8 protein-coding genes are annotated in these 11,833 nt (G+C 56.5%); 4 read left to right on the forward strand and 4 right to left on the reverse strand.

Going from position 1 to position 11,833, the window contains the following annotated elements; translation table 11 throughout:
* Positions 1-12: 12 nt before the first annotated feature.
* Complete coding sequence (uxaC, locus tag AC0L6S_RS09395; RefSeq protein WP_473428224.1) at positions 13-1,428, reverse strand: glucuronate isomerase; 1,416 nt, start codon at positions 1,426-1,428, stop codon at positions 13-15.
* 266 nt (positions 1,429-1,694) lie between these two features.
* On the opposite strand from uxaC, the gene AC0L6S_RS09400 reads away from it, so the two are divergent.
* The 3 genes from AC0L6S_RS09400 (at position 1,695) to AC0L6S_RS09410 (ending at position 5,847) form a co-directional block, all read left to right on the forward strand.
* On the forward strand, positions 1,695-2,654 hold the full coding sequence (locus AC0L6S_RS09400; protein ID WP_473428225.1) for a sugar kinase: 960 nt from the start codon (positions 1,695-1,697) through the stop codon (positions 2,652-2,654).
* Between the two features lie 69 nt (positions 2,655-2,723).
* Complete coding sequence (locus tag AC0L6S_RS09405) at positions 2,724-4,211, forward strand: mannitol dehydrogenase family protein (RefSeq protein WP_473428226.1); 1,488 nt, start codon at positions 2,724-2,726, stop codon at positions 4,209-4,211.
* Positions 4,204-5,847 carry an acyl-CoA synthetase gene (locus tag AC0L6S_RS09410; RefSeq protein ID WP_473428227.1) on the forward strand — a complete coding sequence of 548 codons (1,644 nt, stop codon included), beginning with the start codon at positions 4,204-4,206 and terminating at the stop codon, positions 5,845-5,847. Before AC0L6S_RS09405 ends, AC0L6S_RS09410 begins: the two co-directional genes overlap by 8 nt.
* A gap of 30 nt (positions 5,848-5,877) precedes the next feature.
* Here the strand turns inward: AC0L6S_RS09410 and AC0L6S_RS09415 are convergent, their stop codons facing one another.
* Positions 5,878-8,049, reverse strand: a complete 2,172-nt coding sequence (locus tag AC0L6S_RS09415) for an acetyl-CoA hydrolase/transferase C-terminal domain-containing protein (protein ID WP_473428228.1) — start codon at positions 8,047-8,049, stop codon at positions 5,878-5,880.
* 232 nt (positions 8,050-8,281) lie between these two features.
* Here AC0L6S_RS09415 and AC0L6S_RS09420 point away from each other — a divergent pair, with 232 nt between their 5' ends.
* Positions 8,282-8,728, forward strand: coding sequence for an ester cyclase (locus AC0L6S_RS09420; RefSeq protein WP_473428229.1), 447 nt, complete (start codon positions 8,282-8,284; stop codon positions 8,726-8,728).
* 59 nt (positions 8,729-8,787) lie between these two features.
* Here the strand turns inward: AC0L6S_RS09420 and AC0L6S_RS09425 are convergent, their stop codons facing one another.
* Both AC0L6S_RS09425 and AC0L6S_RS09430 read right to left on the reverse strand, forming a co-directional pair.
* On the reverse strand, positions 8,788-10,176 hold the full coding sequence (locus AC0L6S_RS09425; RefSeq protein ID WP_473428230.1) for a DUF1329 domain-containing protein: 1,389 nt from the start codon (positions 10,174-10,176) through the stop codon (positions 8,788-8,790).
* A gap of 22 nt (positions 10,177-10,198) precedes the next feature.
* On the reverse strand, positions 10,199-11,818 hold the full coding sequence (locus tag AC0L6S_RS09430; protein WP_473428231.1) for a DUF1302 domain-containing protein: 1,620 nt from the start codon (positions 11,816-11,818) through the stop codon (positions 10,199-10,201).
* Between the last annotated feature and the right edge of the window lie 15 nt (positions 11,819-11,833).

Genomic DNA, 11,833 nt, shown 5'->3' on the forward strand with positions numbered 1-11,833 from the left:
GTTTTCAAAACGTCACAATTTGTAGGCTTTCCTGACCAGGTTATACGTCAGGTCGACAGCCAGTTCCTCTGCCTCCTCAAGATCGAGGCGATGATCACACACCAGTTCGGCGAGCCAGTTACAGTCCATGCGACGCGCGACATCATGGCGGGCGGGAATCGACAGGAAGGCGCGGGTGTCGTCGTTGAAACCCACGGTATTATAGAAGCCTGCTGTCTCTGTCACCTGCTGCCGAAAACGGCGCATACCTTCAGGGCTGTCGTGGAACCACCACGGCGGCCCCAGTCGCAGACAGGGGTAATGCCCGGCCAGCGGTGCCAGTTCACGGCTGTAGGCCGTCTCGTCCAGCGTAAAAAGGATCAGCGTGAGATCCGGGTGTGTGCCGTATTTATCCAGCAGCGGCTTGAGTTGTTCCACATAGGAGGTTTGCAGCGGTATGTCCGCCCCCTTGTCGCGACCAAATTGCCTGAACACGCTGGCATTGTGATTGCGCGATGAACCGGGGTGCAGCTGCATCACCAGCCCATCTTTAATACTCATGCCCGCCATCTCGGTCAGCATGTGAGCCCGGAACAACTCGGCTTGTTCGGGGCTTGCGTGACCACTGATGGCAGCGGCGTACAGGGCTTCAATCTCTGCGGCCGGCAGATCGGCTGTTCGCGCCGTCGGGTGACCGTGATCTGTGGAAGTCACACCGGTTGATTGGAAAAATGCGCGGCGCACCCGGTGCGCCTGCAAGTAACCGGCGAAAGTGGAGATATCTTCACCGGTGAGTTCACCAAACTGGCGGACCGCATCAACAAAGCCTTCAAACTCCGGATCCACGACCGGGTCGGGGCGGTAGGCGGAAATCACCCGCCCCTGCCAGTCGCTGGCGGCAATGGCCCGGTGATGTGCCAGATCACTCAACGGCGACTCGGTAGTGGAAATCAGCTCAATATTGAATCGCTCGTAGAGCGCACGCGGCCGGAAGGCGTCAGTGGCCAGTGCCGCGTTGATGGTATCGTAGTAATCATCGGCTGTTTCGGCAGACAGAATATGCTCAATCCCGAACACCTCGGCGAATACGGTATCAAGCCACAGCCGTGACGGTGTGCCGCGAAACAGGTGGTAGTGACTGGCCAACAGACGCCAGATTTTGCGCCCGTCCTGCTCCACCGCAACCCCGTCGGTGCGGGGGATACCCAGAGCCTCCAGCGCGATGCCCTGACTGAAGAGCATGCGAAAGACGTAGTGATCCGGCTTTATCAGCAGATCAGAGGCATTGTTAAAGGACGCATTTTCGGAAAACCAGGACGGGTCGGTGTGCCCGTGAGGACTGATGATCGGCAGCCCCTGCACCTTTTCATAAAGCCCCTGCGCAACGTCGCGCTGCCTCCCATCGGACGAAAACAACCTGTCGGGGTGTAAAATGAGCTTTCTTGGCATCAAAATTTCAATCCTTGTGGCAAACTGGCGCTTTCAGGTGCCCAACTGGCTTTTTGGCCTGACCATTTTAAAGGACTTGCGGCCATAGTTTGCCTGGTGCATCTCGAAACAATGCGTCGATGCCCAAGGATACCGGAATTTTTTGATTATATTCGACTAAATATTGGTAAGTCCAAATTCCTTGTTCATATTCGCCGTTGATTGCGCCAAACTCCCATTATCCGGCCAGTTGCACACTGGCCATCGAGAAATATTGAGCAGAAACTATGAGTGACATCGTCATTTTGGGCGAAGTAATGATCGAATTGGCACCGCTGGGTGAGCAGCGGTACGCTCTGGGTACCGCGGGCGACACCTACAACACCGCCTGCACCGTGCAGGGCCTGGGTGTCGATGCCGCTTATGTGACAGCGCTGGGCGCGGGTCCGCAGGCCGACAGAATCCGCTCGCACGCTGCGTCACAGAACCTGACCCTGGTGGAACCGGATATGGATACCGGGCGCCACCCCGGACTCTACATGATCAGCACCGATGAAACCGGCGAGCGCAGCTTCGAGTACTGGCGCAAGGATTCGGCGGCCAGCGCACTATTCAAGCAGTCGTCCACCCTGCTGGCCCTGCTGGAACCCTTGAAGACTACACCCTACCTGTATTTCACAGGGATTACGCTGGCCCTGATGAACGATGCCAGCCGGCGCGTGTTACTGACATTCCTCCGCGAGTACCGAGGCCTTGGTGGCACCGTGATCTTTGACCCAAACTTCCGTCCCGCACTGTGGTCTGGAACCGCTGAGGCAGCAGCAGCCATCGGGCGGGTTCAGGCTCTTACCGACATCTACCTGCCGGGATTTGAAGAAGAGGAAACACTATTTGGGTTTACCTCCATCGACGAGGCGGCGCAGGCTCTACTTGCCGGCAGCTCACGGGAAGTGATCCTCAAAAACGGGGCGCAGACCTGCATCCTGATTACCGAGGGCACTGTCAGCGAGGTTGGCATTGAGCCGGCACAGGAGATACTCGACACCACCGGTGCCGGAGACACCTTCAATGGGGCCTATATCGCGGCCAGGCTCGCGGGGCTCGCAGCGGTTGATGCAGTAGCCTTTGCCGGGCGCACCGCCAGCGAAGTGCTGCGGGTAAAGGGCGGGCTGCTAACGCCCGACCAGTTACAGCGGGTGAAATCGCTGCTGCAATCCACCCGACATGCGCAACAACAACAGCAATAACGGCAACAGCCAATCCACCACGCCCGTCAGGGGCCTACCGAATCAGTTAACACAGGTTCTACCGCCGAAATGAGATTATCGACAGAACACCTTGTTGCACTGCAACACCAACAAACCATCGCAACGCCGCGCTACGACCGTGACAAAATGGGAATCGGTATCGTGCATATAGGCCCCGGGGCCTTTCACCGCGCCCATCAGGCAGTCTATACGGAAAACGCGATGAATCAGTCCGGGGGAGACTGGGGTATTTGCGGGGTATCGCTGCGCAGCAGCACGACGCGGGATGTACTCAGCGAGCAGGACTATCTCTATACCCTGGCTATACTGGACAAAACATCGCGCTACCAGATCATTGGTGCCATCCGGGAGATTCTGGTCGCGGGTGAACAAAGCGCAGACATCCTAAAACGCCTGCGCGCCGACACCACTAGAATTGTGTCCTTGACCATCACGGAAAAGGGTTATTGCCTGAACGCCAAAGGCAGCCTTGATCTGGAGCACCCAGATATCGCTGCAGACCTGCACAACCCCCGGCAACCGCAAAGCGCGATCGGCTTTCTGGTTGAAGGGCTGCGCCTTCGGCACGACACAGGCGCAGCGGCCTTTACCGTGCTCAGTTGCGACAATGTTTCCGGCAACGGCGAAAAACTGCGCCGCTCAGTGCTGGATTACGCCCGCTTGATTGATGGGGAACTGGCCCAGTGGATCACCGACAACGTGGCGTTTCCGAACTCGATGGTAGACAGCATCACACCTAAAACGGAAGACTATACGATCTCTACCGTTGCCAGCGCCATCGGTGCGCAGGACAACTGTCCGATTCAACGCGAGGAGTTTACCCAGTGGGTGATCGAGGACCACTGGAGTGGCGACAAACCAGACTGGGAAAGCGCCGGTGTTGTGTTCACTGACGATGTCGAGGGATTTGAAAAAGCCAAGTTGCGCCTGCTGAACTGCCTGCACTCCACCCTGGCCTACGCCGGCACGCTGGATGGTTTTGCGACAGTGTACGATGTCACCAGCGATCCCCGGTTTCAACAGTTCATTACCGATCTGGCGCGCAACGAGATCATTGGCTCTTTCGAACCGCCGAGGGAGCTGGATATACAGGCGTACAGCCAGCAGATTATCACCCGCTTCCTGAACCCTGAAATTCAGCACCAACTGGCACAAATCGCCTGGGATGGTTCTCAGAAAATCCAGATGCGTATCCTGCCGATCATCAGGGACAACCTGACGCTGCAGCGCCCCACTGGCGGGCTGTGTCTGGCGCTGGCCTGCTGGTTCGAATTCATCTGTCGTGCGCTGCTGGCAGGGCGGGAGATTGTGGACCCGATGGCGACGGAGTTTGCACAACTGGCGGCATTGTGCGACAGCAATGCCGGCACAGTAGTCAACGGCTTCTTGAGCATGGAGAGCATTTTTGGTGATGACCTGATCGACAACCCGCAGATCAATGAACAGTTAACCGAGTGCCTGCAGAGCCTGCGAGACAGCACAGCGAAAGGCGCGCCCGTTGCAGACATCCTGAACGGAAATACCGCACATGCCTGAATTCCATGAGTTGCTGACCCAGACCGCCGACGGCTGGCAGTGGCACCTGCCAGCGCAATTCAACATTGCCCGCGCCTGCGTACGCCGTCATGTCGATGAGGGCAATGGGGAGAAAACCGCGCTGGTTATCGAGGATGACCGGTTGGGCACCTCGGAATTGAGCTATCGTGAACTGGACACGCTAAGCGGCCAGTTTGCGCATATTCTGGGTGAACTGGGCATCAACCCCGGCGACCGGGTACTGATTCGACTACCCAATTCCATGGACTACCCTGTCAGCTTTTTCGGCTGCCTGAGATTCGGTGCAGTAGCGGTGCCCACATCGACCCTGCTGTCGCCACCGGAAGTCGCCTATCTGGCAAAGGACTCCGGTGCAAAGGTGCTGGTCACCCATAAATCCATGTGGCCGGAACTGCACCGCGCTTTGGATGGGGGCAGCGACCTGGTCACTGTCGTACTGGCAGGGCCGGGCGAGATGCCACAGGACACCGCCCGCGGCGGCCTGCGGGTCTTCGAACTGGACGCCCTGCTGGCCGACAGCCCGATTGACGAGACGGTTATCGCCAGCTCGCCGGATGACCCGGCCTATCTGGTCTATACATCCGGCACAACGGGCTACCCCAAAGGCGTGTTACACGCGCATCGCTCGCTACTCGGCCGTCAACCCGCGAGCCACTTCTGGTTTGACTTCAAGGCGGGCGACCGAATTCTGCACTCGGGGAAGTTTAACTGGACCTATGTATTGGGTACCGGCCTGATGGACCCGCTATTCCACGGGCATACCGTGGTTGTCTACGAGGGGCAAAGCAATGCCAGTGTCTGGCCGAGACTGATAAAAAAGCACGACTGCACTATTTTTATCGGCGTCCCCACCATCTATCGCCAGATACTTCAGAAGACAGACGCCAGCGGTTCAGATGTGCCCACGCTGCGCCATTGCATGAGCGCCGGCGAGCACCTCAGTGATGAAATGCTATTTTTGTGGCGCGAGCGATTCGGCATGGATATTTACGAAGCCATTGGCATGAGTGAATGTTCCTACTATATCTCACAACACAAACAGCGCCCCATTCGCCCCGGTGCCGCGGGTTTTGTCCAGCCCGGCCATGAGGTCGTATTGCTGGACGACAGCGGACAACCGGTTCAGGCCGGCGCAGAAGGGATGATCGCGATCAAGGACTCTGACCCCGGTTTGTTTCTGGGCTACTGGCGCTTGCCGGAAGAAACAGCGAGGTCGCGCAGCGGCGGGTATTTTTTCACCGGCGACTACGCCCGTATTGATGAAGATGGCTACATCTGGTTTGTCGGGCGCAAAGACGACATTATCAATACCTTCGGTTACCGCGTATCGCCACATGAGATTGAGCGCGTTATCAAAACGCACCCCGACGTCGGCGACTGCGTGGCCCTGGGTGAGATGGCGGGGAAGGACAAAATACTGGTGAGTGTCTGCATCATCCCCAACACGGGAGCGACGCTTAGTGAGCAGGATATTCTCGACTTTGGCAACGCCAGGCTCGCCCGATACAAGGCGCCCAAGCGCGTACATTTTTACCGCGAATTTCCCAGAACCCGAAACGGCAAAATACTGCGCAAGCAGATGGCCGCTGAACTTGCTGCCGGACAGCCGTCATAGAACTGGCGGCAGGTAATCTGTGCGCCTGCGCTAGAGGTAACCGAGTTCCTTCAGTTCGGCCACCAGCAGTTTCTGATAGGCCGTCTCTTTCAAATCGTCCGGCTCATCCAGACCCATTCGCGCGAGATACGGCATCGCCGCCGCCGGCGGTGCACCGGCCGCACCCACTGCGCCTGCGAGCGTTTTAAACAGCGTGCGTCGCGACCCCATTTTGGCTTTCAAACTTTGCAGCGCGCCGGCCAGAACCAGTTCCTCGGAGGTAAAATCACTGCCAAAGGGATATGCCGGGAACAGGCCCTCAGGCCGCAACCGCGCAGCAACACGCTCCAGCCTCTCGGGAAAATTGTTGCAGAACTGCGGCGGTATTTCATAGTCTGCGGGTATCTTTCCGGCGCGTTTAGCCTGTTCCAACAACTCCGGCTGGAAGCGCGAGTCGGCGATATTCAGCATTCGCGCAATCACATCTTTCTCCCGCTGTCCGCGCAGCATCGCCATGCCGTATTCAGTGATCACTATGTCGCGAAGGTGGGCCGGAATGGTTGTGTGGCCATAGTTCCAGACAATATTGGATGTAACCTCGCCGCCCTTGGCACGGGTGCTGCGACACATCAACACAGAGCGCGCATCATGCAGCGCATGCGCCATCGCGACAAAGTTGTACTGACCGCCGACACCGCTGATCTTGCGCCCGTCTTCGAGGCCATCGGAACACGCCGCACCCAGCAGGGTGATCATTATCGACGTATTCATAAAGCGCGCGTCGTGGCGCTGTAGGCGCGCTAACTCCTCGCAACCGTACAACTGGTTGACAAAAGCGATGTCCGTCATACAGATTTTTCTGGCATCGGTCTCCGGCATGGTCTGCAGTTGCTGATACATGGCATGAGGCCCCAGGAAGAAGCCCGCGTGCAACACAATGCCGCCCTTCAGTTCCTCTCCCATACAATGGCGGCCGATCAACTCCAGAGCCGCAGAATCACCGAGATCGGCGTCAACTTCCGCGCCATCACCGCACAACAGTACGCCATCTTCAAGCGCGACCGATTCCTCGAAGAAACCGTATTTTTGCAAGAACTCGAGATCACCAGATGACAGACGGGCGGACACAAGCCCCTCCTCCACCAGTGCGCGAAGGGATTCCGTACTGACTACCGGGGCTATCTTGCCAGCGTTTACAAGCCGCTGCAGACCGACATGCTCGTACACAGCCCGCTTGAGCACACCGCGATTGAACAGATGACGGAAGCCGTCGGCGAACATTTCGGTAGCGCCATACAGGCCCCTGTCGAATGGCCCGGTCCCCCCGACACGCTCAACAATTTCACCGAAGCGCTCTGTGATACCCAACTCTGCCAGCACATCGGTGTACTGCCTGTTGTGCTCATGGCGCAGCAGACAGCCGTAGGTAATCGCATCACCGAGCGAACCGATTCCCACCTGCAGCGTGCCGCCATCGGGTAACAGGCTGCTGGCATTCAGGCCGATCATGTAGTCTGTGGTATCCACCGAGGGGGAAGGCGGCCCCAGCAGTGTGTGATTGTACTCGGGGGCATCGAGAATAATATCGTAGGTTTCAACCGGCACTATGGCATCGTTGTACATGAACGGCAGCTGGTCATTCACCTGTGCAATGACAGCGATCTGCTTGCCCTCCTCCCTCAGTGTCTGCAACCGGGGGAGAATATCCAGCGCATAGGCATCGTGGCTCATACTGTAGGCCATCTCGCCATCAATCTCGCGTTTGGCAATCATCTGGCTGAACACATTACAGCCCTGCTCAATCATATCCCTGAGCCAGTGAGTGAAGTTGCTGTAAACAAAATTTTGCTGGGCATGCTTGTTGTTCAGGTAGGTGCCCGCCTGGAGAAAGAGCTCAACAATCTCGATATTGTCCGGTAGACGACCCTGTTGGTAAGGTGCGACATAATCGAGTTCCGGCAGATTGCCAAAGACCCTGTCTACAAAGGGTTCGAGAAACCGCTTCTCAAGATCGCTACTGCCCTTGGGGCGATTAAAGGACACGCCGGTAATGATCGTCAGCTCGATGCTGGGATCCGCCTGCGCGCGCCGGTACAACTCATTGAAGATATGTATGGGCCGTCCGAAACCACCGGCTATAACGACTTTCTTTCCGACCTGGGCAAGCAGCGCATCCACACTTTCCTCTAGGTCAGTAAAGAAAGCGGGCTGTGTATTGGTCATTCCCTTGCTTCTCCCAAGCTGCATCAGCGCGTTAAACAACACGTCGGAATATTTTCCAGCCTATGTATAGCATCCGCAGGATGAACTTTCCATATCGCAGCGCACATGAAGCGTTTATGGACGGGTTGCTGGCCATATGGCCCGACCTGATCTACGATACCCTCAGCGCCACGACTCACCTGCTTAAGCAAACAGGTTGGGAGCACAGACACTGCGAATGGAGAGTACAGCCATGTCAGAAAAAAATATGCTGGTAGTTCGTCGCCTGCTGGAAGAAGTGTGGACACAAGGCAAGCTGTCGCTACTGCCTGACCTGGTTGCGGACGGCGCTGTCGCGCATCCCATGCCAAACCTGGGTGCCCTGCACGGCGTTGTCGATTACCAGCATTTCATCGCCATCTATAAAGGCGTCTTTCATCATATGGATTTCAGTATCGAGGACCAGTTTTCTGCGGGAGACAAAGTGGCCACTCGCTGGATCACCAAAGTCTACGACGAGTTTGGCGACGCGCGACAGGATGAGCACAGCGGCGAAGAACTGACCGTCGACGGCACCACAATCACACATCATGATGACAGCGGGAAAATCATTGCCGAATGGGCAACCTGGGATACCGGCATACTGCTGCAATCAGCAGCCGCCCCCAAGGTTTTTGCGCAGCTGTCCATCAAAGCCTGACCCTCGTTTCACCAATACATTTCGGGAGGGATTTCGCGGGCACCGTCTCATCGCGATAATCACCGCTTGCCCAGCTTGCGTATATTGCTGGGTGTGAAGTACCCCGGGCCTCTCATCGGCTTGACATCATAGAGCATTGGCGCGCTGTCGTTGATCAGGCGCTCGGCAATATAGGCGCCGGCACGCAGATCGTGGTACATCTGTGCACGCCTCACATAACCCTGGCTGCCATAGTCATACACATTGTTGGTCAGAACCACTTTCCACAATTCACCACGGCCATCGTAATTTTCGGTGATCGCAGTAAAGCCGGTGTCCTCATCCACGTATATGCGGCGCTTGCCGTAGATATGGCGCTCACCATCGCGCAGTGTACCTTCCACCACCCAGACCCGCCGGAGTTCATAGCGCATGTAATCCGGGTTGGCGTGAAACTTTGTCAACAGTTCGTCATAGGAGACTTCCGGCGCGTCGAAATCATAGTTGTGATACGGAATAAAAATTTCCTCGCGCCCGAGCAACCTCCACTCGAAGCGCTCCATGGAGCCGTTAAAGCCGCGAACCTCATCGACTGTCTTCAGTCCACCGGGGCCGTCGGGCGTATCAAAACCCACGGTTGGAGCACGCCGGACGCGGCGTGAACCCGGCAGATAGCGCCATACCTCGCGCGCGTTCTTCGAGTAATCATACGGTTCAATCACCGCGGTGATCAGCCCCTTGTCGCGGGCCGGCTCGGTGACATACGTCATGATATAGCCACCGAACTCACCCAGATTGGGATACTCGAAATCCGCATTGATCGGATTATTGCGGCTGGCATAGGGCGACTCCTGCAGAAATCGCGAGCGCCGTGTGGATCTAGTGCCATTGGGAAAGACGGCGATATCGCTGTACTCGCCTTCTATTGTTTCGTTCGCACCCGTGGTGCGGGTAAACCAAACGGCCTCCGGGCCTGTCGAAGGCACCGGAAATGCCGCGCCACCGAGAAAACCCTGGATACCCTCATCGCCATTAATCAGTTCGCTGTGCTCTGCGTTATAACGGACTTTCTCGTAGAACGCCGGATAGAAGGCGAAATCCCTGTGACCGGGATAGACCGGCATTCGGAACGTTTCCGGATAGGTCTCGAACAAAGCAATCTGTCCCGGACTCAGCCGCGCCTTGTATTGCGCCATAGTATCTTTGGTAATCACAAATAGCGGCTTCTCATCCGGCCAGGGATTTGGATAGGGTGTACCCGGGCCGTCCCACTGCAGGCCTTCAGGCAAGCCGATTACCGAGCCAGTCCACAACGGCAGTAGCCCATCCTCGCTCCCCGCCTTGATACCACCGATGGGGTTTAGATCCTGACTTAGCCGCGCGACATCCTCTGTCGACATTTTAGCGATGGCACTGACAGCCAGTATGGACAGCGCCGTGGCGACTATGCTGTGTCTGATAAGCTGCATGTTCCCGCTCCTCCTCGTTATCTTAAAAACTGTATGAAATATTGAGAGATATATTGTCGCGATCATTGATGTAGGTGTTCTCACCACCATCAAAGAAGTTGGAATAGCCTATCTTCGTCGTAAAATTATTCAGATAGATAAACTGGAACTCGATATTCACAGCCGATGAATCTTCCACCATCTCACTTTCCAGAATATTGCCGTCCATACCGCGCCTGAAGAATATGGGAACTTTCAAATCAAGCCCCGGCATCAGGTTGAGATAGGCCAGTTCGAGACGCAGGTTGATGACGGTACCGTTGTCGTCATACAACAATTCACCGCTGTCGTGCGATGTGAGGTACGCACCTGCCAGTTCAAAGGTCAAATTGGCATCGTCCCATAGCGCATTGGGCTCGAAGACGTACGAGCCTCCGATTTGATAAGACGCCAGATCACCTTCAACGGGGTCGCCGTTCTCAAGCACGACCGGCATACCTGTCTTGAAGGAAACCTCACCCTGCACATTGGTGATACCCAGCACAGTAGTGAAGCTGGCAGCGTAGCCCTGTATATCCTCGAAGTAGACAATCGTGTATGACTCCGGTAGTGGGTTGCCGTTCGCCGGATAGTTGATCTGGTAAGCCGGCGCCTTACTGTGGGCATTGATGTAGTAAAAGCCGAGGTCCGTGTCCCCGAGAACGATCCAGTGCAGCGCTGCTCCCCACTGACCGCTGGCTGATGCGCTATCATCCGCTGTGCGCGGCACTGCGGTGATACTGTCCGGGTTTGAACCGATCGGAATCAGGAAGTTTCTGGCACCGGGGCCGAGAAAATCCCGGTCGCTGAAATAACTGCCCACGCCATTGAGCTCTGTTTTCTTCCATTCGTACTGGTAGTAGGCTTCAAACGTTAGATCCATGGTCAGATCGATCTGACCGTATATGGCACCCGTGGGTAACAGTATCTCCTTGACCTCCACCCCTGGCGTATTGCGGGCGATCAGGTCCGCGCGATTCTGCAGGCCGTTGATGCCCTGGGTGAACGTAGCCTCGCCCCAGTTGATCACCTGGCTGCCAAGCCTGATACTATAGAGACGATCCCCAAAGGCCTCGCCGCTGGCATATAGGAAGTAATCCAGCATCTCCAGACGATCCCGGTGCTCATCTACCGTGCCATCGGGAAACTGCCGAAAATAGGCGTCGCCGTTGGGAAATTTCGTGTTGTTGTTGTACGTCTGATAGTCCTGCTGACTCAACTCGGTATGCTGATCGTAGACCTCGTCGTAGTAGGTGCGTGCACGGGCAAACAGCCCCAGATTCCGCCAGCTCAGATCGACTTCAGTGACGGCGGAGACCTTGTTCTGCACGAGGTCACCGCGATCAAAGTTGTTGTCGCCATCGTTGGCATTAATCAGTACGGCCCAGGCCCTGCTGTCGGCTTCCAAATCACCAGTATCCCGGTAGCGAAACTGGTTATTATCACGCTTGGCGACTCGCATCTGGGCGGTATACGCGACGTTGGTGTCCCAGTCGAGCTCCCACTCACGATCCTCACCGAACTGGAATGACAGCGCCTGTGAGCTGGCTGCGCCAATGAGCAGCGCAATAGTCACAAGCGCTACAGACAGGGGTTTGTGTTGCCATCGTTCGCGCTGTTCCATGGTCATCCCTTCCTC

The sequence above is a fragment of the Halioglobus sp. D3-4 genome, from assembly GCF_055809315.1.

Excerpts from the sequence above, each read along its gene's own strand:
- AC0L6S_RS09415 (WP_473428228.1), bottom strand. The coding sequence starts at position 8,049 with ATGACCAATACACAGCCCGCTTTCTTTACTGACCTAGAGGAAAGTGTG.
- AC0L6S_RS09430 (WP_473428231.1), bottom strand. The coding sequence starts at position 11,818 with ATGGAACAGCGCGAACGATGGCAACACAAACCCCTGTCTGTAGCGCTT.
- AC0L6S_RS09425 (WP_473428230.1), bottom strand. The coding sequence starts at position 10,176 with ATGCAGCTTATCAGACACAGCATAGTCGCCACGGCGCTGTCCATACTG.
- AC0L6S_RS09420 (WP_473428229.1), top strand. The coding sequence starts at position 8,282 with ATGTCAGAAAAAAATATGCTGGTAGTTCGTCGCCTGCTGGAAGAAGTG.
- AC0L6S_RS09410 (WP_473428227.1), top strand. The coding sequence starts at position 4,204 with ATGCCTGAATTCCATGAGTTGCTGACCCAGACCGCCGACGGCTGGCAG.
- uxaC (WP_473428224.1), bottom strand. The coding sequence starts at position 1,428 with ATGCCAAGAAAGCTCATTTTACACCCCGACAGGTTGTTTTCGTCCGAT.
- AC0L6S_RS09405 (WP_473428226.1), top strand. The coding sequence starts at position 2,724 with ATGAGATTATCGACAGAACACCTTGTTGCACTGCAACACCAACAAACC.
- AC0L6S_RS09400 (WP_473428225.1), top strand. The coding sequence starts at position 1,695 with ATGAGTGACATCGTCATTTTGGGCGAAGTAATGATCGAATTGGCACCG.